This is a genomic window from Kluyvera intermedia, assembly GCF_021440345.1.
Classification (GTDB): Bacteria; Pseudomonadota; Gammaproteobacteria; order Enterobacterales; family Enterobacteriaceae; genus Kluyvera; species Kluyvera intermedia_A.
Window position 1 is genome coordinate 71,961 of record NZ_JAKCNS010000006.1, and the last position, 24,091, is coordinate 96,051.

At 56.0% G+C, this 24,091-nt stretch carries 24 protein-coding genes and 1 tRNA gene; 13 read left to right on the plus strand and 12 right to left on the minus strand.

From position 1 onward, the window contains the following. Nucleotides 1–18: 18 nt before the first annotated feature. From xapA to folD, 4 genes are all read right to left on the minus strand, one after another. Nucleotides 19–852, minus strand: a complete 834-nt coding sequence (gene xapA / locus LZ634_RS01530; RefSeq protein ID WP_234501979.1) for a xanthosine phosphorylase — start codon at nucleotides 850–852, stop codon at nucleotides 19–21. Nucleotides 853–1,109: 257 nt separating this feature from the next. Then, on the minus strand, nucleotides 1,110–1,631 hold the full coding sequence (locus tag LZ634_RS01535) for a metal-dependent hydrolase (RefSeq protein ID WP_234501980.1): 522 nt from the start codon (nucleotides 1,629–1,631) through the stop codon (nucleotides 1,110–1,112). Between the two features lie 141 nt (nucleotides 1,632–1,772). Next, a complete protein-coding gene (ybcJ, locus tag LZ634_RS01540) occupies nucleotides 1,773–1,985 on the minus strand; it encodes a ribosome-associated protein YbcJ (protein ID WP_004223130.1) in 213 nt (70 codons plus the stop codon). A gap of 1 nt (nucleotide 1,986) precedes the next feature. Further along, a complete protein-coding gene (gene folD, locus LZ634_RS01545; RefSeq protein ID WP_052283782.1) occupies nucleotides 1,987–2,853 on the minus strand; it encodes a bifunctional methylenetetrahydrofolate dehydrogenase/methenyltetrahydrofolate cyclohydrolase FolD in 867 nt (288 codons plus the stop codon). Between the two features lie 255 nt (nucleotides 2,854–3,108). On the opposite strand from folD, the gene LZ634_RS01550 reads away from it, so the two are divergent. After that, nucleotides 3,109–3,185: transfer RNA gene (locus tag LZ634_RS01550), tRNA-Arg, on the plus strand. Between the two features lie 149 nt (nucleotides 3,186–3,334). Beyond that, complete coding sequence (gene sbmC / locus LZ634_RS01555; RefSeq protein WP_234501981.1) at nucleotides 3,335–3,805, plus strand: DNA gyrase inhibitor SbmC; 471 nt, start codon at nucleotides 3,335–3,337, stop codon at nucleotides 3,803–3,805. 61 nt (nucleotides 3,806–3,866) lie between these two features. Here sbmC and LZ634_RS01560 read toward each other — a convergent pair whose 3' ends face one another. Then, a complete protein-coding gene (locus tag LZ634_RS01560) occupies nucleotides 3,867–5,123 on the minus strand; it encodes a serine hydrolase domain-containing protein (protein WP_414467722.1) in 1,257 nt (418 codons plus the stop codon). 154 nt (nucleotides 5,124–5,277) lie between these two features. Here LZ634_RS01560 and LZ634_RS01565 point away from each other — a divergent pair, with 154 nt between their 5' ends. Next, a complete protein-coding gene (locus tag LZ634_RS01565) occupies nucleotides 5,278–6,231 on the plus strand; it encodes a LysR family transcriptional regulator (RefSeq protein ID WP_265178849.1) in 954 nt (317 codons plus the stop codon). 6 nt (nucleotides 6,232–6,237) lie between these two features. Here the strand turns inward: LZ634_RS01565 and LZ634_RS01570 are convergent, their stop codons facing one another. After that, nucleotides 6,238–7,065, minus strand: coding sequence for an EamA family transporter (locus LZ634_RS01570; protein WP_234501984.1), 828 nt, complete (start codon nucleotides 7,063–7,065; stop codon nucleotides 6,238–6,240). Nucleotides 7,066–7,375: 310 nt separating this feature from the next. Here LZ634_RS01570 and LZ634_RS01575 point away from each other — a divergent pair, with 310 nt between their 5' ends. From LZ634_RS01575 to LZ634_RS01600, 6 genes are all read left to right on the plus strand, one after another. Next, complete coding sequence (locus tag LZ634_RS01575) at nucleotides 7,376–9,562, plus strand: TonB-dependent receptor (protein WP_414467720.1); 2,187 nt, start codon at nucleotides 7,376–7,378, stop codon at nucleotides 9,560–9,562. A gap of 145 nt (nucleotides 9,563–9,707) precedes the next feature. Then, a complete protein-coding gene (gene pheP, locus LZ634_RS01580; protein ID WP_234501985.1) occupies nucleotides 9,708–11,099 on the plus strand; it encodes a phenylalanine transporter in 1,392 nt (463 codons plus the stop codon). A 241-nt stretch (nucleotides 11,100–11,340) separates the two neighbouring features. Beyond that, on the plus strand, nucleotides 11,341–12,582 hold the full coding sequence (locus LZ634_RS01585) for an MFS transporter (protein ID WP_234501986.1): 1,242 nt from the start codon (nucleotides 11,341–11,343) through the stop codon (nucleotides 12,580–12,582). A 17-nt stretch (nucleotides 12,583–12,599) separates the two neighbouring features. Further along, complete coding sequence (locus LZ634_RS01590) at nucleotides 12,600–13,628, plus strand: sugar phosphate isomerase/epimerase family protein (RefSeq protein WP_234501987.1); 1,029 nt, start codon at nucleotides 12,600–12,602, stop codon at nucleotides 13,626–13,628. After that, nucleotides 13,625–14,776: a Gfo/Idh/MocA family protein gene (locus tag LZ634_RS01595; RefSeq protein WP_234501988.1), complete on the plus strand. Its 1,152-nt coding sequence runs from the start codon at nucleotides 13,625–13,627 to the stop codon at nucleotides 14,774–14,776. Before LZ634_RS01590 ends, LZ634_RS01595 begins: the two co-directional genes overlap by 4 nt. 77 nt (nucleotides 14,777–14,853) lie before the next feature. Continuing rightward, nucleotides 14,854–15,834 (plus strand): LacI family DNA-binding transcriptional regulator, encoded by a 981-nt coding sequence (locus LZ634_RS01600; protein WP_234501989.1) that lies wholly within the window; start codon nucleotides 14,854–14,856, stop codon nucleotides 15,832–15,834. On the opposite strand, the gene LZ634_RS01605 is transcribed toward LZ634_RS01600, so the two are convergent. Together LZ634_RS01605 and LZ634_RS01610 are read right to left on the minus strand one after the other, a co-directional pair. Next, complete coding sequence (locus LZ634_RS01605; protein ID WP_052283770.1) at nucleotides 15,835–17,082, minus strand: mechanosensitive ion channel family protein; 1,248 nt, start codon at nucleotides 17,080–17,082, stop codon at nucleotides 15,835–15,837. It abuts the gene before it with no gap. 124 nt (nucleotides 17,083–17,206) lie between these two features. Continuing rightward, nucleotides 17,207–18,640, minus strand: a complete 1,434-nt coding sequence (locus tag LZ634_RS01610) for an MFS transporter (protein ID WP_234501990.1) — start codon at nucleotides 18,638–18,640, stop codon at nucleotides 17,207–17,209. A gap of 107 nt (nucleotides 18,641–18,747) precedes the next feature. Between LZ634_RS01610 and LZ634_RS01615 the strand changes: the two genes are divergently transcribed. After that, entirely contained in the window at nucleotides 18,748–19,611 is an 864-nt protein-coding gene (locus LZ634_RS01615) for a helix-turn-helix transcriptional regulator (protein ID WP_234501991.1), read from the plus strand. A 319-nt stretch (nucleotides 19,612–19,930) separates the two neighbouring features. Next, nucleotides 19,931–20,218: a helix-turn-helix domain-containing protein gene (locus LZ634_RS01620; RefSeq protein ID WP_234501992.1), complete on the plus strand. Its 288-nt coding sequence runs from the start codon at nucleotides 19,931–19,933 to the stop codon at nucleotides 20,216–20,218. Nucleotides 20,219–20,266: 48 nt separating this feature from the next. Here the strand turns inward: LZ634_RS01620 and nfsB are convergent, their stop codons facing one another. The 3 genes from nfsB to LZ634_RS01635 all read right to left on the minus strand — a co-directional run bounded on the left by nfsB (nucleotide 20,267) and on the right by LZ634_RS01635 (nucleotide 21,985). Next, nucleotides 20,267–20,920, minus strand: a complete 654-nt coding sequence (gene nfsB, locus LZ634_RS01625) for an oxygen-insensitive NAD(P)H nitroreductase (RefSeq protein WP_234501993.1) — start codon at nucleotides 20,918–20,920, stop codon at nucleotides 20,267–20,269. A gap of 121 nt (nucleotides 20,921–21,041) precedes the next feature. After that, the gene (locus LZ634_RS01630) at nucleotides 21,042–21,410 is read right to left on the minus strand and encodes an MmcQ/YjbR family DNA-binding protein (protein ID WP_234501994.1); all 369 of its coding nucleotides are present in this window, start codon (nucleotides 21,408–21,410) and stop codon (nucleotides 21,042–21,044) included. Then, nucleotides 21,410–21,985 carry a TetR/AcrR family transcriptional regulator gene (locus LZ634_RS01635; protein ID WP_234501995.1) on the minus strand — a complete coding sequence of 192 codons (576 nt, stop codon included), beginning with the start codon at nucleotides 21,983–21,985 and terminating at the stop codon, nucleotides 21,410–21,412. The genes LZ634_RS01630 and LZ634_RS01635 overlap by 1 nt, the downstream gene beginning before the upstream one ends. A 190-nt stretch (nucleotides 21,986–22,175) precedes the next feature. On the opposite strand from LZ634_RS01635, the gene LZ634_RS01640 reads away from it, so the two are divergent. Together LZ634_RS01640 and LZ634_RS01645 are read left to right on the plus strand one after the other, a co-directional pair. Beyond that, on the plus strand, nucleotides 22,176–23,276 hold the full coding sequence (locus LZ634_RS01640) for an MBL fold metallo-hydrolase (RefSeq protein ID WP_234501996.1): 1,101 nt from the start codon (nucleotides 22,176–22,178) through the stop codon (nucleotides 23,274–23,276). A gap of 33 nt (nucleotides 23,277–23,309) precedes the next feature. Continuing rightward, a complete protein-coding gene (locus LZ634_RS01645) occupies nucleotides 23,310–23,657 on the plus strand; it encodes a RamA family antibiotic efflux transcriptional regulator (protein WP_052283763.1) in 348 nt (115 codons plus the stop codon). A 57-nt stretch (nucleotides 23,658–23,714) separates the two neighbouring features. Here LZ634_RS01645 and LZ634_RS01650 read toward each other — a convergent pair whose 3' ends face one another. Further along, a complete protein-coding gene (locus tag LZ634_RS01650; protein WP_234501997.1) occupies nucleotides 23,715–23,963 on the minus strand; it encodes a DUF1158 domain-containing protein in 249 nt (82 codons plus the stop codon). Nucleotides 23,964–24,091 lie beyond the last annotated feature (128 nt).

A 24,091-nucleotide genomic window follows, 5' to 3' on the forward strand; every position in this document is an offset into this window, starting at 1 on the left:
CCGCCGATGAATCAGGGGTTAGGCATACTGTTTGATGAATTGGCCAATCAGGCGAATAAAGTCGCCGGTCACCATCGCCGCGCATTTCAGCGTCTGTTCGTGCGAGAGTTCTACGTCGCTCAGTCCTTCCGCCATGTTGGTAATGGCGGAAACCGCCAGCACTTTCAGCCCGCAGTGGCGCGCGGCGATCACTTCCGGCACCACAGACATACCCACCACGTCGCCGCCCATGCGCTGCATCATGCGGATCTCCGCCGCCGTTTCGAAGTTTGGTCCCGGATAGGAGACAAAGACCCCTTCGTGCAGGGCGATCTCAAGACCTTGCGCCGTTTGATGTAGCTGCGCGCGCAGCGCGTTATCGTAGGCATTCGCCAGGCTAAAGAAACGCGGGCCAAAACGGTCGTCATTCGGGCCGACCATCGGCGTGGACGGCATGGTATTGATGTGGTCGTTTAATGCCACCAGGCTGCCGGCGGGAATCGCTGGATTCAGGGAGCCCGCGGCGTTAGTGCAGAACATAAATTCGCAGCCAAGCAGCTTAAAGGTGCGGACGGCCTGGGTCATGATGCCCATACCGACACCCTCGTAGAAATGGCCACGTCCTTTCATACAGATAAGCGGTACGCCGTGCAGCGTCCCCATCACGATTTCACCTGCGTGCCCAATGACGGTGCTCACCGGAAAGCCGGGGAGATCCTCATAAGAGAGCGTGGTTTTGTCATCCATATCATCGGCCAGCGCGCCGAGACCTGAACCGAGGATGAGCGCAATGCGCGGGCTAAAGCCCGGCTTTGCAGCGCGAAGGATTTCGACCGCTTCATAGGGGGCATTGTTAAGAATTGACGGTGACATACGGGCTCCAGAATCAGGGATGTTTTGCGTTATTCTGGGGAGCCGTTGATTGCCAATCCAATTCGATAACTGGCGGTATTGATATTTAAATCGAATTAATCGCGATGGGGTGAATATTTAATGACGGTAATTCAAAGCATTACAAATAAGATGCTGCTATAGACGCCCGGAAACAGTCTCTCCGGGCGTTGTGAATTGTGATGTGCTTCACTTTGGTCGCCCGGTGTTTTTTTGCGATGTCTGGTTCTCTGCGCGTGCTATCGACGCCGCCACCACAGTAATCCCATCACCATCACTCCCGGCAACCACACCCACATTAACTCTGACATGATCACCTGATGCCCGTACGGCGTGGTGTAGCGTGAGAGCGCAAACGGCGCGACCTTAATCACCTGCCACGGTGCGAAGAATCGTTCATCTGACCACGGCCACAGCCAGCCGACGCCTTTACCGCCGGTAGTGATGGAATCCAGCAGGCTGTGCGACAGCAGCGAAACCGTTAAAAATAGCCAACAGCGTAATAGCCCCGCGCGGAACCATCGTCGGCCGACGATTACGCAGATCAGCGGTATCACAAAGGCAAACAGCAGCGAGTGGGTAAAACCGCGATGGCCGAAAATATTGCCGTAGGCAATGCCAAACTTAAAAGCGAGAACGTCGGCATCGGGCAGCATCGCCAGGGCGACGCCTGCGAAGAGTAGGCGCGGGGGAATCACGCGCGTGCCCAGTCCTAAACCAAGGCACAGCGGTACGGCAGCATGAGTGATAATCGTTGGCATCGGGTGTCCGTCAACAGAAAGGAAAAACAAAGTATTAACGGAAAACGCAGGGAATGCAGCAGAGGGATATTCTGAAATTTTGCCAATAAAAACCCGGCGTTGCAGGGCTTCGCCGGGTAATAAGACGCTCTACCGTACGGATTAGGCGGTAACGGTTACGCTCTGGCCTTCAAAATTCACGGTTTGACCAGCGACAATTTTGCAGCGCTTGCGGGTTTCCACCGCACCGTCAACTTTCACCAGACCGTCGGCAATGGCGATTTTCGCCTGTGCGCCGCTTTCGCTCCAGCCTTCCAGTTTCAGTAAGTCACAGAGTTCCACATGCGGATGCTTACCCAAAGAAAATGTTGCCATCTTATGCCTTCTCCACGTCGTGATACTCTTCACACGCCTGTAAGGTGTTTTCAATCAGGGTGGCGACGGTCATTGGCCCGACGCCGCCCGGTACCGGGGTGATGTAAGATGCGCGCGCAGCGGCTTCTTCAAACACCACATCGCCGACTACTTTACCGCTTTCGAGGCGATTAATCCCGACATCAATCACGATGGCACCTTCTTTAATCCACTCACCGGGGATAAAACCAGGTTTACCGACTGCCACAATCAGCAGATCCGCGTTTTCCACGTGGTGGCGCAGATTCTTGGTGAAGCGGTGGGTGACAGTGGTGGTGCAGCCGGCCAGCAGCAGCTCCATGCTCATCGGGCGACCCACGATGTTGGATGCGCCAATCACCACGGCGTTCAGGCCATAGGTGTCGATGTTGTAGCGCTCAAGCAGAGTGACGATGCCACGCGGCGTGCACGGACGCAGGCGCGGCGCGCGCTGGCACAGGCGACCCACGTTATACGGGTGGAAACCGTCTACGTCTTTATCCGGGTCGATACGTTCCAGAACCTTCACATTATCGATGCCGGCCGGCAGCGGAAGCTGGACCAGAATACCGTCGATAGTGGTATCGGCGTTCAGGGTATCAATCAGCGTCAGCAGTTCCGCTTCGCTGGTGGTTTCCGGCAGATCGTAAGAGCGGGAGATGAAGCCCACCTCTTCGCAGGCTTTGCGCTTGCTGCCGACATAAATTTGCGATGCGGGGTTGCTGCCAACCAACACAACGGCGAGCCCAGGAGCGCGTTTTCCGGCCGCAACGCGAGCCTTCACTTTTTCCGCAACTTCAGAGCGCACCTGCTGCGCAATCGTTTTACCGTCAATAATCTTTGCTGCCATCAGGATAAATATTCCATCTGTCATTCACGAAGGGGGGATGTACATATTTTGTCAGATGCGAGGCTCGCTGTCAGTTATCGTTTGCGAGTTTTCAACGGAAAGTGATTTTGCTGAACTGTTGAGCAATTGTTGACGCGACTTTATTCACTGCCGCATTCAACGCAGGTTTCACGAGGAAATGGATTGACTCATCGGTCAGTGACCGTATAATTCCACGCGCTTCACCCCATCAGGAAGTGCAAACTTCTCCAGAATGCGCCCTTAGCTCAGTTGGATAGAGCAACGACCTTCTAAGTCGTGGGCCGCAGGTTCGAATCCTGCAGGGCGCACCATTTTCTTGTTTTCTCCCCAATGCAATCACCTCGTTATACGCTCCCTGGCAAGAGTGCGAATCTGCTCACATAATGTTCACTGTTCGTTTGTCGAAACGCGAAAACTCAAATTATACTGTATGAAATTACAGTATGGTAACGGAGGCAGTATGGACTACGAGATTAAGCAGGTCGAATCACGCAAAATCGCAGGTTTTCATATGGTTGGGCCGTGGGAACAAACGGTCAAACAAGGGTTTGAGCAGTTGATGAAGTGGGTCGACGGTCAACAGATTCCCGCCCAGGAGTGGCTCGCCGTTTATTATGATAATCCGGACGAAGTGCCGGCAGAAAAGCTGCGCTGCGATACGGTGGTCTCGGTAGCCGACGATTTTGTCCTACCGGCCAATAGTGAAGGCGTGATGACGGCGAACGTTGCGGGGGGATTATACGCGGCGGCACGTGCGCGGGTTATCGATCATGACTTTTCCACGCCGTGGTACCAGTTCTTCAATAGCCTTATGAAAGACGAAAAGCACCGGATGGTGGCTAAACCTTGTTTTGAGATCTACCACAACAACGGGGCGGAAGACGGCTACTGGGATATTGAAATGTTCGTCGCGGTGGAACCGAAGGCGTAACGAAAAGCGCCAGAGCGCGTTGGCGGCTCTGGCGCAGTGGTTTTCGGATTTCTGTGGCGGCTTAGCGTAGCGTTTTGGCGATGGCGCTAAACATCAGCGAGGCCTCAAGCGGCTGTGCGCTGAATGACGGCTCCGCCTGCGGCCAGGTGGACCACTGAACGATCACCAGATTTTCTGCGCGGTTGACCATGATCATCTGGCCAAAGATCCCCAGCGCCCACATCGAACCTTTCAGCGAATCCCTGGCCGTTGGCACCACGTTTTTTGCATTGGCAGGAACTTCATTGTTCCACCACTGGTAGCCATAAATCCCCTGAGGATGTGCCGCCGATACCGATTTTTGCGCCGTGTTCCAGTTGGCTGATTGTGCGACCCAGTTTTCCGGCAGCACCTGCTTACCGTTTGGTAGACGACCGTTATGCAGGACGAATTCACCAAAGCGGCCCCAGTCTTCCAGCGTAGCGTTAAAGCCGTGTGCGCCGACGTCGTGCTGGCCCTTGGTATAGGAATGCCATACGCCGTCGTTGGCCATACCGTACGGTTGCCAGATGGTATGTTCCAGATAGCTAGCGAGCGTCATGCCGGTTGCGCGTTCCAGCACATCGCCCAGCAGCCAGGCGCCGCCGGAAGAGTAAGACCAGGCTTCGCCCGCCGGATGTGCGCGTTTCAGGCCGGAAACCAGTGCACGTACACACTCGTAGGCACCTGGATGCGCCTCACATTGCGTTAGCTTAGCGAAATCGGACTGTGGATTAGTGTAGTTCTCGTCCCACGCCACGCCGGAAGTGTGCTGAATCAGCTGCTTGAGGGTGACGCCGTCCCAGGCGGTGCCTTTCAGATCCGGTTCATACTGCGTCACCAGGTCATCCATTGAGTGAATTTTTCCCTCTTTCAGCGCTGCGCCAAACAGGATTGAGACCACCGCTTTGCCCACTGAACGGGAGGTCCACAGCGTTGTATCGGTGTTACCCTCCGCCAGATATTTGAAGGCGACCTTACCGTCTTTCAGTACCAGCATTCCGCTGACGTTCTGCCGCTGCAGATAGTCCTGTAAATTCCACTGCTTGCCGTTTACCTCATAGCTCGCCTGCGTCAGCGGTTTATCGGCGGCTACCAGCGGCATTGCTTTACCATGGCGGAAGACATCACCTTTGTAGTTGCGGTAGTCATTACGAAAACCGACAACGCGCTCGGCCTGGCTCCAGGTCAGCATTTTTTGCGTATCCGGCAGTTTGGCATCAAATGGCGCGGGGCATTCGGTCAACGCTGTTCCCTCACAGGCCGCCATGGCGGGCGCGGAGATAAAGGTTGCGGCCATCAGACTCGCTAACAGACAGGACTTTGCAGGGAAGGATTTATGTTTATTATTCATAGTGTTCTCGATTTTAGTTATACCCGTAGACTCGCCGCTACCGCGTAGAGGTAGGACGGATTGAGTATAAAAATCGGCGCACTATAATAAAAAACGCGTTATGGGGGGAAAACCCCCACAACAACAGCCAAAGGAGACCGGTGTGGCATCATTGTCCTACTCATTTTCTCAGCTTGAAGCGTTCACCACCGTCGCCGAGTGCGGCAGCCTGGTGAAGGCCGCCGGTAAATTGGATAAAGACCGTACCACGCTGCGCGATCTTATCGATCTTCTTGAGGACGGTCTCGGCTATGCGCTTTTTGTTCGCCAGGGGCGAGCGCTACAGTTGACGCCGCAGGGCGAACAGCTTCATCGTCAGGCGCATCTGCTAATGCGCCAGGCGCGAGCGTTTGAGCAGTTTGCCCGTCAGGTCCCGGCCACTGAGGCCCAGGAGCTGAGCATCGCCTACGATCCTTTTACCCCGCGACGTTTTTTACAGGCTTTAATCGCCCTGATGGCGAACCGTCATATTCGTCTGAGCCTGCGATGCGCATCGCGTGAGGAAGGGGAACGGGCGCTGGCGAGTGGACATGCGGACTTAGGCTTCTTCCAGGCCAATAATCACAGCGTGGGCAGTGAAATGGAGTGGCGTGCGCTGGGGACCATCGACATGGACTTTTTCGCCGCCGATAGCCTGTTCGTCGATGCCGAACGCCCGTGTTCGCTGCTCGATCTTTCCCTGAGGCCGCAGGTGGTGATGCATTCGGCGAGCGATATCCCGATGGCGCGTCGGCTGCAAATTTCCGGCAATGTCATTATGGCCAATGAACTGGAGATGCTGCGCAGCTTGATTGAGGCCGGGTGCGGTTGGGGATTTTTACCCACCCATTTTCAGGCATCGCGCTGGGAGAATGTGTCGGCGATTCCAACGGTGGTGGGCAATGAAGGCATCAGCCAGACGATGGTGACCCTCTGGCGCCCGGGTAGCGAAAAGCGCGCATTGATTGATGACACGCTGCTCCGGCTCTCGTCGTTGTGGCGGGACGCAAACTCGCCCTGCGGTGAAAAGCGATAGCGTGTGCTATTGACGCCGGTCAGCGGCAATCACCAGCCCAATCCCGGATAGCGTGATAACAATCGCCAGCAGCATCCGCCCATCGAGGGCTTCACCCATAAAGACCAAACCACCGAGCGCCGCAAGGCAGGGAACGCTCAGCTGGAGCGTGCTGGCGGTGGTGGGGCTGAGTTTCGGCAGTAGCGAATACCAGAGCAGATATGCGCCACCGGACATCAATGCGCCGGAGGTTACCGCCAGCAGCACACCATAGATATCGGCCTCAATCGACATGCCGTGCAAGGCGAAAATCAGCAGGGCCATCGGCACCGCCAGCATAAAATTACCGGCGGTCGCCGCCGCGGCATCGCGCACCTTTTTCCCGGTAATGCAGTACACCGCCCAGGCCGCGCCGGAAACCATCATCAAGAGCGACGCACCGATGGACGGATGGCCGGCGCCCGGTAATAGCAAAAGCGCCAATCCGCCCATAGCGGCCAGCATGCCAATGCTTTTCAACCCGGTGAGGCGCTCGCCTCGCGCTAGGCCCCAGCCGCTCATCACTATCTGAACGGTGCCGAATAACAGCAGCGCGCCCGCCGCGGTGGTTAACGACACATAGGCCAGTGAGAAGGCGAAAATGTACACGGCGAGCAGCGCGGCGTTCAACAAATTAAATTCGGCTTTTCTTCGCATCCCCGGCAGCTGTAACAGCAAAAATAGCGCTACCGCGCCGCTCAGCAAACGCAGGCTGCTGAACGACACCGCATCCATATGCAGCCCTTTGAGCGCCAGTCGGCATAACAGTGAATTGGCGGCAAAGGCGACCATCGCGAGAACAATTTTGAGCAGCACGAGGGCTCCTTTTCAAAGCGGTAGTCGAGATTATGCGGCAGGTTGCGGCTTGCCGCACGCGCGTTTTGTGCACTGAAGAGAACATGTAATTGTCTGCGCCATCATGGCAATCGCGGCGGTTACATCTCATTACGCTTGATCATAAAACGATAATGAGTATAGTTCTCAGTCTCTTTTTTATTCACCGCATTGATACCACTGGGCCAGTCATCAGTAAGGAATGTTTCACAGGGGAATTCTGGGGCGAGATGCTGCAAAGAACCTGCTGGTACCGACGGTGAATTTTTATTGCATACCAAGGACTCCTCCCATGACGATGAAACTCTCGACGCTGGCATTGGCAATCAGCGCCGTCATACCTGCCGCCTATGCTGCCACCGCTGACGATACAACCACAAAGAAAAACCAGACCGAAACCATGGTCGTGCAGGGCGTGACAAGCGGTGATTTTACCCCCGGCGGTGAACAGCTGGTTCCGGCTTACCTTGATGGGCAAATTGCCCACGGTGGCCGCATCGGGATGCTGGGCGAGCAAAAAGCGATGGACGTACCGTTTAACGTCATCGGTTACACCTCTAAATTGGTTCAGGATCAGCAGGCGAAAACCATTGCCGATGTGGTCAAAAACGATGCCGGCGTCCAGGCCGTGCAGGGTTACGGCAACTTTGCTGAAACCTACCGGATTCGCGGCTTTAAGCTCGACGGCGACGATATGACCATGGGCGGCCTGTCCGGCGTGGTGCCGCGTCAGGTGATGGATACCCAGATGCTTGAGCGCATCGAAGTCTTTAAAGGGGCAAACGCGCTGGTGAACGGGGCGGCCAGCTCCGGCGTCGGCGGCATGATTAACCTTGAGCCTAAGCGCGCCGAAGATATTCCAACCACGCGTATTGGTGTGGATTACACCGGTGACTCACAGGTCGGCGGCTCGCTGGATCTGGGCCGTCGCTTCGGTGACGACAACCAGTTTGGCGCGCGCGTAAACCTGCTGCACCGCGAAGGGGAAGGGCGCGTCGATAACGATAATCGCCGTACCACGCTGGCCTCGGTGGGGCTGGACTACCGCGGCGATCGCTTCCGTTCCTCTTTTGATTTTGGCTACCAGAAAAAAACCTTCCACGGCGGAGAGATGGGGATTGGCTATGCCGCCATCAGCGAGGTGCCGAAGGTGCCAAGCAACACCAAAAATACCGGGCAGAAATGGGGCTACAGCGATATCGAAAATGAATTCGGGATGGCCAAAGCGGAATACGATCTGACCGATAGCTGGACCACCTACGCGGCCTTAGGCGCACAGCATGCGCATGAGGAAGGGACCTACGGCGCTCCGAAGCTGACCAATATCAACGGCGATGCCACCATCAGTAGTATGGATACTAACCGTATCATCGACAGCGTCAGCGGGATGGGCGGTATTCGCGGCAACTTTGACACTGGCGCGGTGTCTCACAAAGTCAACATTGGCTACTCGGCGCAGATGCGTAGCGATGCCACCGCCTGGCGTATGTCAGACAAGACGACCAATAAGAACGTCAATATTTACAACAACCACGACGTGAGCATGCCGGCCTACAAGATAGTTGGCGGCAACTATCATGATCCGCTGACCACCGCACGCAACCGCACGCAGGGCTGGCTGTTCAGCGATACGCTGGGCTTCTTCGACGACAGCCTGCTGTTTACCGCTGCCGCACGTCATCAGAAGGTGGTGATTCGTAACTACAGCAACACGACGGGTCTGGAAACGACCACCGCCACCTTCACCGAAAGCCGCTGGATGCCAACCTTCGGCGTGGTCTACAAACCGTGGGAAACGGTGTCGCTGTATGCCAACCACACCGAGGCTCTGCAACCGGGCGGCAACGCACCTGTTAAAACAAATAACTACGGTCAGAGCATTGGTATTGCCCATTCTAAACAGGATGAAGTGGGCGTGAAGGTTGACTACCAGCGCGTGGGCGGCTCGCTGTCCCTGTTCCAGATTAAGAAACCGTCCGGCGTGCTGGATAGCGACAACTATTATCGTATGGACGGCGAACAGCGCAACCGTGGCCTTGAGCTAAGCGTCTTCGGCGAGCCGATGTTTGGCCTGCGCCTGAACGGTAGTACCCTGTGGATTGACCCGGAGATGACCAAAACTAAAGGCGGCCTCAACGATGGTAACGATGCTATCGGCGTCTCCCGCTTCTACGCCGTGCTGGGCGCAGAATACGATATCAAACCGGTGGACGGCCTGACGGCAACCGCGCGCGTGAACCATACCGGTTCGCAGTATGCGGATTCCGCCAACACCAAGAAGCTGGATAGCTACACGACCCTGGATTTAGGCATGCGCTACCGTATGCACCTGAATCAGGAGCAAAACGACCTGGTGTGGCGCGTGGGTGTGACCAACGTGACCAACGAGAAGTACTGGTCTGGCGTGGATGATACCGGCGTCTATCTGTTCCAGGGCGAGCCGCGTACCCTGAAACTCTCGGTTAGCTACGACTTCTAAGTCATTGCAAATATAGGGTTATTGCCCCGGAGGCTGATGCTTTCCGGGGCTTTTTACTACTGGGGCACGGGTACTGATTGCCTTGCGACAAGCCGCGCTAAGTGTTAAAAGGTGCCCCTTCATATTAATGCTACAGGGGTTAGACGTGAGAAACGCGTCATCAGCATCCAGCCAGAATCAACCGGATGCCTCGTCGGAAGCTATCCCGACGCTTCACCGCGGATTACAAAACCGCCATATCCAATTAATCGCCCTCGGCGGCGCCATCGGTACCGGCCTGTTTCTCGGTATTGGCCCGGCCATTCAAATGGCAGGCCCGGCGGTCGTCCTCGGTTATGCCATCGCCGGCATCATCGCCTTTATGATCATGCGCCTGCTGGGTGAGATGGTCGTTGAAGAGCCGGTATCAGGGTCGTTTGCCCATTTTGCTTATAAATACTGGGGGCCGTTCGCCGGATTTTTATCTGGCTGGAACTACTGGGTGATGTTCGTGCTGGTAGGCATGGCCGAACTGACCGCCGCCGGGATCTATATGCAATATTGGCTGCCGGACATCCCTACCTGGGTATGGGCCGCAGGCTTCTTTGTCTTGATAAACGCCGTCAATCTCGTGAACGTGCGCCTGTACGGCGAAACGGAATTCTGGTTTGCGCTGATTAAAGTGCTGGCGATTATCGGCATGATTGGCTTTGGTATCTGGATGCTGGCATCCGGCAAAGGTGGCGATCACGCGGGTATCGATAACCTGTGGCGCTTTGATGGCTTCCTCGCCACCGGCTGGCAGGGTCTTATTCTGTCGCTGGCGGTGATTATGTTCTCCTTCGGCGGGCTTGAGCTTATCGGCATCACGGCGGCAGAAGCGCGCGATCCGGAAACCTCTATTCCGAAAGCCGTAAACCAGGTGGTTTATCGTATTCTGCTGTTTTACATCGGTTCGCTGATTGTCCTGCTGGCGCTGTATCCGTGGGTCGAGATCAAATCCGATAGCAGCCCGTTTGTGATGATTTTCCACAATCTGGACAGCAACCTGGTGGCTTCGGCGCTGAACTTCGTCATTCTGGTGGCATCGCTGTCGGTGTATAACAGCGGCGTCTATTCCAACAGCCGTATGCTGTTTGGCCTCTCCGTGCAGGGCAACGCACCGCGCTTTTTAACCAAAGTCAGCCGTCGCGGTGTGCCGGTGAATTCGCTGATCCTCTCCGGAACCATCACCTCGCTGGTGGTACTGGTGAACTATCTGCTGCCGCAAAAAGCGTTCGGCCTGCTGATGGCGCTGGTGGTGGCCACGCTGCTGCTGAACTGGATTATGATCTGCATGGCGCACCTCAAATTCCGCGCCGCAATGCGCCGTAAAGGCCGCGAGCCGAAATTCAAAGCGCTGTGGGCTCCTGCCAGCAACTACATCTGCATCGCCTTCCTGCTGATGGTCTTTGTACTGATGTGTACTATGGACGGCATGCGCCTGTCGGCGATTCTGCTGCCGGTGTGGGTGCTGTTCCTGTTTGTCGCGTTTAAGACGCTGCGCCGCAAAGCGTAATCCTCGGAAAATACGGTACGGCCAGTTGCGCCGTACCGTTTCTCGCCTTCCTGAACAGCCTGTACCTGACCTCTCACGCGTGGCGGGATCCGAACTGTCCTTATTCATTACCCCGATCGGCGGACGATTTTTAATCGTGACCGTTCTCGCAAATCTACACTGTGCCGCGCGATCTTATTTTTGTAATCGATTACTTTTTGTTTGAGCTGTTTTTGTAATCGATTACTTTGAGGGTGAAAACATGGTCTCTACAACGCAAGGTTCAGAAAATAGCGGCGTACAGCACCGGCTGTTGGTGCCGCGTCTGTCGCTGATGATGTTTATGCAGTTCTTTATCTGGGGCAGCTGGTCGGTAACGCTGGGGCTGGTGATGAGTCAGCACAACATGTCTTTGCTGATTGGCGATGCCTTCTCGGCGGGGCCGATTGCCTCCATTCTCTCGCCGTTCGTGCTGGGGATGCTGGTTGACCGTTTCTTCCCATCGCAAAAGGTGATGGCGGTGATGCATCTGTTGGGGGCGGTGATCCTGTGGTTTGTCCCGCAGGCGCTGGTGGCCCAAAACGGCGCGCTGCTGATTGGCCTGCTGTTTGGCTACACTCTTTGCTATATGCCCACGCTGGCGCTGACCAACAACATTGCCTTCCACAGCCTGAACAACATCGACAAGACTTTCCCGGTCGTGCGCGTGTTCGGCACCATTGGCTGGATTATTGCCGGGATTTTTATCGGGGTGACCGGCATTTCTGACACCACCGGCATCTTTACTTTGGCCGCTCTGTGCTCGGTGGTGCTGGCGGTTTACAGCCTGACTCTGCCGCACACGCCGGCCCCGGCAAAAGGCCAGCCGCTGAAGCTGCGCGATCTGTTCTGCGCCGACGCGTTTGCATTACTGAAAACTCGTCACTTCCTGGTCTTTGCCCTCTGCGCGACGCTGATTTCGGTCCCGTTGGGCACCTACTACGCCTATACCGCGTCGTATCTCGCGGACGCGGGCGTGGCGGATGTCAGCACCGCGATGTCGTTTGGCCAGATGTCAGAAATCGTCTTTATGCTGATTATCCCGCTGCTGTTCCGCCGCTTGGGCGTCAAGTACATGCTGCTTATCGGCATGCTGGCGTGGTTCGTGCGCTACATGTTCTTTGCGCTGGGCATCAATGAAGAGACGCGCTTCCTGCTGTACCTCGGCATTTTGCTGCACGGCGTGTGCTACGACTTCTTCTTTGTGGTGGGCTTTATCTATACCGACCGCGTGGCGGGCGAAAAGGTGAAAGGGCAGGCGCAAAGCATGGTGGTGATGTTCACTTACGGGATCGGCATGCTGCTGGGTTCGCAGATTTCCGGCGCGCTGTATAACCAGCTGGTGGCCGGGCAGACCGTGCCGCAGGCGTGGGTGAACTTCTGGTGGATCCCGGCGGTTGCCGCAGTGGTCATTGCATTTATTTTCCTGCTCTCGTTTAAATACGACGAAAAAGAGCAGGCGTAATTTTTTAAGGAGGGGGTATGAAAACCATTAAGGGCCCGGGCATTTTTCTCGCCCAGTTTATCGGCAGCGAGGCGCCGTTTAACACGCTTGATGGGCTGGCTGAGTGGGCGGCGGGACTGGGGTTTAAAGCGCTACAGTTGCCGTGTAACCATCCGGGGATATTTAATCTCGAGCAGGCGGCGGCCAGCCAGACCTACTGTGATGATATCGCCGGGCGTCTGGCGGAACATGGGCTGGTGATTAGCGAACTCTCGACTCATCTGGAGGGGCAGCTGGTTGCCGTGAATCCCGTCTATGACAATGCGTTTGATGCTTTTGCACCGGCGGCCGTAAGAGGCAATCCGGCGGCCCGCCAGCGCTGGGCGGTAGAAAGCGTGAAGCAGGCGGCGCAGGCCTCGGCGCGACTGGGGCTAAAGGCACACGCGACATTTTCCGGCGCGCTAGCCTGGCCGTTTTTCTATCCGTGGCCGCCGCACAACGCGGCGCTGCTCGACGAGGCATTTGACGAGCTGGCGCAGCGCTGGCAGCCGATCCTTGACTGCTTTGACGAGCTCGGCGTGGATCTGTGCTACGAAATTCACCCTGGTGAAGATCTGCACGACGGCGTGACCTTCGAGCGTTTCTTGCAGAAGGTCGGTAACCACCCGCGCTGCCATATGCTGTATGACCCAAGCCACCTGCATTTGCAGAACATCGACTATCTGGCGTGGCTTGATATCTACCACTCGCGTATTCGGGCGTTCCACGTCAAGGACGCCGAGTTTGAGCGCAACGGCCGTACTGGCGTCTACGGTGGCTATCAAAACTGGCAGAACCGCGCCGGGCGTTTCCGTTCACTGGGCGATGGCGATATCGATTTCAAAAAGATCTTCAGCAAGCTCACCCAGTACGATTTTGACGGCTGGGCGGTCATGGAGTGGGAGTGCTGTCTGAAGGACTCGCAGACCGGCGCGCGCGAAGGCAGTGAATTTATCCAGCGGCATATCATCCCCGTTTCCGCGCGGGCGTTTGATGACTTTGCCGCCGGCAGCGAGGTGCGCGGATGATTCAGGTTGGTATCGTGGGTTCTGGCTTCATTGGCCCGGCCCACATTGAGGCGTTGCGACGTCTTGGGTTTGTCGAAGTGGTGGCGCTGTGCGATGTGTCGCTAGAAGTGGCGCAGGAAAAGGCGCGCCAGCTGAATATTCCCCATGCTTACGGCGATGTCGATGCGCTGCTGGCCCATCCGGGGCTACAGGTGGTGCATAACTGCACGCCGAATTTCCTTCATGCGCAGGTTAACCGGCAGATCTTGCGCGCGGGTAAGCATGTCTTTTCTGAAAAACCGCTGTGTATGACCGTGGAAGAGGCGCGCGAGCTAGAGCAGCTGGCGCAGGCGGCTGGCGTGGTGCACGGCGTCAGCTTTGTTTATCGCCAGTTTGCCATGGTGCAGCAGGCGGCGAGTATGGTCCGTAACGGCAGCACCGGGCGGCTGTTCTCGGCCTACGGCGGCTACCATCAGGACTGGATGTTGCGGGAAACCGACTTTAACTGGCGCGTTGATGCACAGCAGGGCGGTGTTTCCCGCGCGGTGGCGGATATCGGTTCCCACTGGTGCGATACCGTCCAGTTTGTCACCGGGCGGCGCATCGTTGAGGTGATGGCGGATCTCGCCATTGTCTGGCCGACACGCAAAGCCAGCGTGGCCGCTGAGGCGACGTTTAGCGAGCATCGCCCAGATGCGCAGTATCAGGATGTGCCGGTGACCACCGAGGATGCCGGTTCGGTCCTGTTCCGTTTTGACGATGGTAGCAAAGGTTGTTTTAGCGTATCGCAGGTCTCTGCCGGGCGGAAAAACCGGCTGCATTTTGATATCAATGCCAGCGACTGTTCGCTCGCCTGGGATCAGGAAACGCCGCAGCAGCTGTGGATCGGCCAACGTCATCAGGCCAACCAGTTGCTTAGTGATGACCCAGGTTTGTTAAACCGCGACGTCGCAGGGCAGGCGCATTTTCCCGGCGGCCACAGCGAAGGCTGGCCGGATGCGTTTAAGAATATGATGCTGAACTTTTATCAGGCCGTTCGCGCGGGTGAAATGCCTGCTGAAAACGCGCGGCGCTTTGCCTCATTTAGCGAAGGGGCAAACGTCATGTATATCATTGACGCCATCGTTAAAAGCCATCAACAGCGACGCTGGGTCAGCGTGGAACAATAACCCTGTGCCCGGTACGCCGGGCACGATTTTTATGATAGCCTGCACGCAAAGCGTTAATTGCAGGGAATAGCGTAGCTATGTCAATTCAGAAAATCGCCCAGCTGGCGGGGGTTTCGGTAGCCACCGTATCGCGCGTATTAAACAACAGCGACACGGTGAAAGCGAAAAACCGCGAGCGGGTTTTGCAGGCGATAAAAGAGAGTAACTATCAGCCAAACCTGCTGGCGCGCCAGCTGCGTACAGCGCGTAGCTCAATGATCCTGGTGATGGTGTCCAACATCGCCAACCCGTTTTGCGCCGAGGTGGTGAAAGGAATCGAAGAGGCTGCCGAGAAAAACGGCTACCGTATTCTGCTGTGCAATTCCGGCTCTGATATTGAACGTTCTAAATCGGGCCTACGTCTGCTCACCGGTAAAATGGTGGATGGCATCATCACCATGGACGCCTTTAGCAAGCTGCCTGAACTGACCACCGTGATTGGCGATGCGCCGTGGGTGCAGTGCGCGGAGTACGCCGATGCGGGTGCGGTCTCCTGCGTGGGGATCAACGATGTTGCTGCCGCTGAGCATGCGGTCGGCTATCTGGCGGCGCAGGGGCATCAATGTATCGCCCTGATTAACCACGATCTGAGCTATAAATATGCCCGCCTGCGTGAACAGGGGTATCACGCGGTGCTGAAACAGCAGGGGTTCGAGTTTGACGCCGTGGAATACGCTAACGATCTTAGCGCGGCGGCGGGGAAGGCGGCGATGAAAAATCTGCTGGCGATGAGCCCGCGCCCGGATGCGGTCTTTGCCGTCTCGGATTCGCTGGCGGCAGGCGCCATGCGCGCCATTGAGCAGGCCGGATTGCAGGTGCCGCAGGATATTGCGGTGATTGGTTTTGATGGCACCGAGCTTGCGGAAATGGTCTCGCCGCAGCTTACCACCGTTGAACAACCGTCAAGAGAGATCGGCGCCAAAGCGGTAGAGCTGCTGCTGAACAAAATCGAAAACCCGGACGTACCCACCGAAAGAGTGATGCTCGACTGGCGCTTTATTTCACGCGCCAGCGCCTGATTACGACTGCCCGAACGCGCCTGAGAGGGCGCGAATATCATTGCCGGTTGGCGATTGATGAATCCGTAAGCCAAACTCTTCCACCACCGCGAAAATATGGTCGAAAATATCGGCCTGAATACTTTCATATTCCGCCCATACCACGGTGTTGGTGAAGGCATATATCTCAATCGGCAGGCCGTTATTATCCGGTGCCAGCTGACGCACCATCAGCGTCATATCTTTGCGAATCCGCGGGTGATTACGTAAATATTCATTGAGATAGGCGCGGAAAGTACCAATATTGGTCATCTTGCGCAGGTTAAGCACAGACTCATTACTGCCGTGCTGCTGGTTCCACAGCGTAATTTCTTCATGACGAGAATCCATATACGGTTTTAACAGACGAGCCTGAATGAGGCGCTGCTGTTCCTGTTCGTCGAGGAAATGAACGCTGGTGGTATCGATATTAATGCTGCGCTTAATTCGGCGGCCGCCGGAGGCTGACATTCCGCTCCAGTTTTTAAACGAATCCGAGACCAGCGACCAGGTTGGAATGGTGGTGATGGTGTTATCCCAGTTGCGCACTTTGACGGTGGTTAAACCGATGTCGGTGACCGCGCCGTCAGCGCCGTATTTTGGCATTTCCAGCCAGTCGCCAAGCTTGAGCATGTCGTTGGCGGAGAGCTGAATGCCCGCCACCAGGCCAAGAATCGGGTCTTTAAACACCAGCATTAACACCGCGGCCATCGCTCCAAGACCGCTTATCAGAATCGCCGGTGATTGTCCCAACAGCAGGGAGATAATCAGGATGCCGACCAGAATCGCGCTGACCAGCTTAACGCCCTGGAATATACCTTTGAGCGGTAACTGAGAAGCGACCGACAATTTCTGCGACAGATTAAAAATAACGTCAAGCAGCGAGAAAAATGACAGCAGGGCATACAGCATCACCCACAATTGGGCGACGGTGGTTAATATTTGCGCCGCATCGCTGCCTTTTTGCAGCCATAGTACGGCCTGTACGTTGACAATAATCCCCTGCAGGGTAAAGGCCAGCCGGTGAAACAGTTTGTTTTGCGTGATGATCTGCAGCCATAAATGGCTGCTGGCCTGTGCGCGTTTTTCAAAGGTGCGAAGTACCAGCCGATGAAGTATCAGGTGGACAATGATGGCAGTGAGAAAAATAATACCAAAGATAATTACAAGCGAATTGGTATGGTTTATTTCAATGCCCATTTCTTCGATTTGGGTGATCAATTCCTGCATAACGTCTCCTATATAACCAGCCATCTATAATGGACAGGCTGGCTATATTATGCAAACGGCGACGCACGTTATCCCTAAAGCGGCTTCCGCCTCACCGCTTCGGGACGCAAGAAAGTACAGGCTCTTAAGATGACGAGGCGGCAAACTGCGGGCTATGGTTCAAATGATGGCGCAGACTAATGGCGATAATTGCCAGCAGAATCATCATCCCCGCTTCCACCCCGAGAAAACCGATCATTGCCTGCGGGTAGCTGCCGTGGTGATTGCGCATCAGGGCCAGCAGCAGTGAGCCAAACACCGCCGGGCCCAGGCCCAGCGTCGCCTGCTGCAGCGTGCTGAGTAGGGCGCTGCCCGCGCCGGCGTCATTGGCGGTAATATCGCGCATCCCGACCCGATAGAAACAGTTCACAATCAGCGCCTGGCCGTAGCCGATGAGCGCCGTCGACGGCACCAGCGCCAGCGTAGTGGTGGCCTGAGCAAAATGATGGAACGTCTCCATCAACAGCAGCAGACCGCTTATCTGTACCGCCAGACCGACTAACAGAATTTTCCCCATGCTGTGGCGAGCTATCAGCTTCGGCGCGTACAGTGCCGACAGAAAATAGGCGACGCCGAGGGCGACAAAGCTGTTGCCTGACTGCCACGGCGCCATGCCCAGACCGGATTGCATGGTCAGCGCCATGCAAAACATAAAGCCGGACCAGGCGCTAAAGAACAGCAGGGCGATCACCATCCCAAAGCGGACGCTGGCTAGTTTTAACAGCCGTGGCGGCAGCAGCGGATGTTCACCGCGCTGCTCTTTACGCAGGGCGCTGGCACGCATCCACAACAGCAGGGGAATAATCGCCAGCAGCATCAGGCGCATTGACCACGGCCAGTGTAATTCCGGCCCCAGCGCCATCGGGAACAGCAGGCAGCAGAGAACCAGCCCCAGGCTTAGCGTGCCGTGCCAGTCGATGCTGGCGCGTTCATCGCGACGGGTTTCCGGCACGTAGCGGCGGCTCAAGGCCAGCACCAGTAGGCCAATTGGTACGTTAATGAAAAAGGCGTTACGCCAGCCCAGCCCGGCAATATCCGCCGAAACCAGCCAGCCGCCGCACATTTGGCCAACGATAAACGAAACGCCGCCGATGCCGCCGTACAGGCTGATAGCGCGGGCGTGCGCAGAACCTTTGAGCGTCACGTGCAAGGTGGCGAGGATTTGCGGCACAATCAGCGCCGCACCGGCCCCCTGCAGCGTGCGGGCGGCCAGCAGCGCGGTAATGGAGTTAGCCAGGCCGCACAGCAGCGAAGCGAGGCTAAAAATCGCTACGCCCCACATAAACAGACGGCGGCGGCCGTAGTTATCGCCAAGCTTACTGCCCATCGTCAGACACACGGCGAACGCCACACCGTAGAGTGCGACGATAAGCTCCAGTTGGGTGGCGCTGGCGTGCAGCGACGCGGTGATCGAGTCGAGGGCGACATTGGTGATTGAGGTGTCGATTTGCGGCAACATCAGGCCGGTTAGCAGTAGGATTAGCCCCGCGCGACTAGGTGAAACAGCAGACGTTTTCATGGTGACTCCATTGCGTCATTCAGCGATTGGCCGTAGCATCGCTGATTAGATAAACGGGTACCAGTTCCTGGTTATACTGGTACTGGCGCTACCATGCTGGAGATATCATGAGCCTCATCAGCCACAGTGAAATAGACACATCCCTCGCGCGGTTGGACGATAGCCGTAAGCAGCTCGGAACCTTTTTACGGGCGCGTCGGGAAAGCCTCGACCCGCAGCGGCTGGGGCTTCCGCGCAGCGGTCGGCGGCGCACGCCGGGTCTGCGCCGTGAAGAGGTGGCGATGCTGGCGGATGTCGGCGTGACCTGGTACACCTGGCTTGAACAGGGCCGGGAGGTGAATCCGTCGGTGGCGGTGATGCAAGCCGTCGCCGAGGCGCTCCAGTGTAGCCCGCTGGAGACCCGGCACCTGTTTGTGCTGGCAGGATTGACGCCACTTGAGGATACCCATGTTTCCCAGTGCGAAGGCATCAGCCCCGGCGCGCGGCGCATGCTGGACAGCCTGCTGCCTCAGCCCGCCAGTATCCAGAAACCTAATTTTGATATCGTGGCGTGGAATGACGCCTTTTGTCGGCTGATGGGCGTTGATTTCGCCACGATTCCAGAAGATGACCGCAACTGTATCCATCTCTACTTGACTCATCCGGGCTGGCGCAGTCGGCTGGCGAATCGCGATGTCCTCACCACCTTTGTCTCCTATTTCCGCGCTGCGATGGCCGATCACCGGGGGGAACCGGCGTGGGAAAATAAGCTCGCCCGTTTCTTTGCCGCCTCCGCTGAGTTTGAGGCGCTATGGCATAAAAACCATGAGGTGCGAGGTGTTGAAAACCAGATTAAGAATTTCCATCACCCTGAATTCGGCGATTTTCAGCTCCAGCAAATGTATTGGTACTCCGCACCGCGCAATGGCTCGCGCCTGCTGGTCTATTTACCGGTTGATGAGGTAGGTGAGGCGGTACTGGCGAAGCTGTAGAGGCGGTCTCCCGGCCTTGCAGCGCAAAGCCGGACTCTTTTTTACGATCCCTTTTCCAGACCTGAGGATCAAACCTGAAGATTGTCATTAGCGCGCATAAGGTAGTGCGTAAATGGTGAATTAGCCTTTAAGGCAATTTGCCTTATATGCTAATCTTTCAGGGGCGAGAATCGTGTTTAAAATCGTTGCTCATGCGGATGTCAGGAGTGAGATGTTGTCATTGCCCGCGTCGGTACAGGCAAAAATGATCGTGAAGATCGACAAGCTTCGGTACAACCCTAGATTCGTCTGGCGCTAAAACGGCTACTGGAGATGCAAGATGAGTAAGAAAGTAATTGATTGGGACGAGCTGAAAACAGAGATGCTGTCGCAACCCGACGTGAAAGCCGCATTCAATGCAGAGGAGCGGCGTGAACGCCTGCGCGAGATGCTGGCACAGTGGCGAAATCATGCGGGACTCACCCGTGCGCAGGTGGCCGCAAGAATGGGGGTCAGTGCACCGACGGTATCGAGAATGGAGGCTAACGTGACTCGTGCGAGTCTGGATACGCTGACGCGCTACGCGCTGGCTTGCGGCGTGAAGCATCCGCAGATACTGCTGTATTGAGATTTTCCCGGCCTCGCAGCGCAAAGCCGGGAAGGTCATCTGGCGAGATTAGATCTCGGTAATCACCGTGGCTTCCGGCAGACGGGATTTTGGCAGCGCTTTGTTGAAGTCTTCCACGCTGTGATGGCCCACAGGCACAACCACCAGGCTGGTGAAGCCTTTCTCTTTCAGACCAAATTCGGCGTCCATGATGTCGGCATCGAAACCTTCAATTGGCACCGCGTCGAGGCCCATTGCGCCCATGGCGAGCAGGAAGTTGCCCACGTTGAGGTAAGTCTGACGGGCTGCCCACTGGTCGTCGTCATGATGCTCTTTACGGTGCAGATCGGCGAAGAAGGTGCGGCCTTTGTGGTTCGCGGCTTTGGCTTCTGGGGTGGCGAAACGGCCATCGGCGTCTTCCTGATCGACCACTTTTTCCAGCCAGGCATCGTCAATAGCGGTTTTGGCGCAGAAGACCACCACGTGGGAAGCGTCCAACATTTTGCGTTCGTTGAACACGTAGCCGCCCGCTGCGGATTTCGCCACGCGCGCTTTGCCTTCATCGGTGCTGGCGACGATAAAGTGCCACGGCTGGGAGTTGGTGCTGGACGGGCTATAGCGCAGCAGCGTTTTCAGATTGGCTGCCTGCTCAGCGGTCAGTTTTTTGCTGGCGTCGAAAGCCTTGGTGGAATAGCGCGCTAAAGCAACGGATACGATATCCATAAACACTCCTGAATGATGAAAGGCACCGCCAATCGGTGCGTTGAATCACAGAAGGGTACCGCGTGGATTCACAAATGAGAAGGCGTTCAATGCGATAACACTTATCGCATTGAACGTAAAATCAAACCGGACGCACTCGCTGCTGGACGCGCTTAGGCAGCTTATTGACTACCAGATTCCACGAATCTTCAATCAGGCTGTTAAGCAGACTGACGGTGATCTCCTCGCCGGGATAAACCGAAATCCAGTGCTTTTTGTTCATATGGTAGCCGGGTTTGATATGCGGGTAGATAGCCTGATGCAGCAGCGACTGCTCGGGGTCAACCTTCAGATTGATGATCGGCTCGCCGCGAAGGTTGGCTTTGAGCATAAACATTTTCCCTTCAACGGTGAAAACGTCATATTCCGGGCCGAACGGCCAGTAAATATCGGAGAAGGGCAGGGTGAGCGCGAACTCGTGCGCGCGCTCGTGCAGGGTTTTACCGTCCATTAGTCACCTTCAGCCAGCGCCAGCCACATCGCCTCGAAGCCCAGCGCCTTTAATTTATCGGCGCGCAGCGGTTCACGGCTGGCAAATTCAATGGTCGCTTCAGCAAGCGATAAGAAGAGCGCGTCGCCAAAAGCGCGGAAGTCATCGGACATAAACACCGCGCGTACCGAGCGCTGGCAGAGCTTTTGCAGCTCCGGGAACATGGCACGTACCTGTTCGATGGTTTCGTCGGTGATTTTTTCGCTCACCGCCATACGGCGAATGGCGTGATGTCCGGCGGGATTGCGCACGCCCCAGTCGATATAGCTGTTCCAGATGCTGTGGGTAAACTCTTTTGGCGAGACGTTCTCGACCAGCCCGGCGAGCATCGCCTGGCACAGGTCGCTTTTCAAATGCAGATAGAGTGCGTTCAGCAGGTCGTCTTTGGTGGCAAAATAGCGAAACAGTGTGCCTTCAGCAACCCCGGCGCTGCGCGCAATCATCGCAGTCGAGGCGGCAATCCCCGATTGGGCAATCGCGCTGGTGGCGGCTTCCAGTAACGCTTGTTTTTTATCTTCACTCTTCGGACGAGCCACTACACTTTACCTCTCTGACTGTAAAAAAAACTGATTGAACCATGTTGAGCCCAGGGACTTCAACGTCGATTGTCAAATTTTGAAAATTGCTTGACGATTTTTTCCTCTCCTTTCTATAATGAGTGCCTACTCACTCATAATCAACTTTTTTCGTGTGGCTTCCTGGATGAAGCCGGTCTCGGGTCAGGACATGAAACGTCTTATCATCAGTGTGGTCGCCATCATGCTTATTGCCAGTGCAGCAAGTTTACCTTTTGTTCTCAACGCCGGTTTCGGACAAGCCCCGCAGGGCGCCGAGAAAAGCCTGATTGAGCGCTCGCCAAACTACCGTGACGGGGAGTTTCAAAACACGCTGCCGACGCCGGGTTTCAGCAGCGACAAAAACATGGTGGTCGCGCTGTGGGAGTTTTTAACCGTCAAGCGCGAGAACGCCCGCCCGCAGCAGCCGCTGCCGCTGGTGCCGACCGATCTCGCCAGTCTGCCGCTCGAAACCGACACCATGATTTGGCTCGGCCATTCATCGTGGTATTTGCAGCTTTCTGGCAAACGCATCCTGATCGATCCGGTGTTTAGCAGCTACGCCGCGCCGTTCGCCTTTTTGAACAAAGCGTTCGACGGCAACTACCCGTGGCAGGCGGCCAATATGCCGGACATCGATCTGCTGATTATCTCGCACGATCACTACGACCATCTCGACTACGCCACCATCAAAGGGCTGATGCCGAAAATCAAACGTGCCGTGGTGCCGCTTGGCGTCGGTTCACACCTGCGCTACTGGGGAATGAAAGATGAGCTCATCACCGAAGCCGACTGGCAGCAAAGCGTCACCATTAGCGATGCGCTGAACGTGCACGTTTTGCCGGCGCGCCACTTTTCCGGCCGTGGGCTTAAGCGTAACCAGACGCTGTGGGCCAGCTTTATGTTCGTCACGCCAACGCAGAAGATTTATTACAGCGGTGACAGCGGCTACGGCCCGCACTTCAAAGCCATTGGCGAACAGTTTGGCAAAGTGGATATCGCCATTCTGGAAGATGGTCAGTATGACCAGGATTGGCGCTATATCCACATGATGCCGGAACAGACCGCGCAGGCGGCGGTGGATCTCAATGCTGAGCGCGTGCTACCGGGCCACGCCGGGCGCTTCGTGCTGGCAAAACACACCTGGGACGATCCGTACAAACGGTTGGCTCAGGCATCTAAAGACAAAGCGTATCGGCTGCTGACGCCGATGCAGGGCGAGCCGGTTTGGCCGGCTGACGCAACGCAAACATTTCGGGCCTGGTGGGAATAACCACCGGCTGTCGTTAAACGAGGGGAGGGGTGTATGACCGAATTAGCCACTCAGGTGATCGACACACTGGTCGAATGGATTGACAACAATCTGCATCAACCGCTGCGTATAGATGAAATTGCCCGCCGGGCGGGTTACTCAAAATGGCATCTGCAGCGTATTTTCTTACAGCACAAAGGGGAGAGTCTGGGCCGTTACATCCGTACGCGTAAGCTAAATCTGGCGGCGGACGAACTGTGTACGACCGATCAAAAGGTTTACGATATCTGTCTTAAGTATGGATTTGATTCCCAACAGACCTTTACGCGTATCTTCACCCGCACGTTTAATCAGTCGCCGGGTGCCTACCGTAAAGAAAACCATCGTCCACGGGCGCATTGAGCTGCGCCTTCGCCCAGCCAGGGAGCAGGCTTGGGCGATGAGGGACGAAGCCCGCCTTCAATCCGCGAGTGAAAACCAGCGCCGCCACACATAGCGCATCAACAGATACTCCCCCGTTCCCAGTGCCAGAAACCATACGCAGAACAGCACGGTATAGAGTTGACTCAGGTCCATAAAGTGGAAGGTCTCCACCAGATGTTGCGCGAGCGTCAGCCCCAGCGAAGGCGCTGGCAGCAGCAGGCAGGAGAGAAACGCCATTAATAAAATACCGGCGGCGGTCATCAGTGATTCAAGCGGATGCTTCATGCGATGTTAATCTTTAGTTAAAAATATTATTGTCCGGTAATTTTTAATGGAACGCAATGTTTCTAATTTAAATAATGTTAATTTGGCTAAATAAAATAAATAACAAATCCTACGATAATATTCGTACA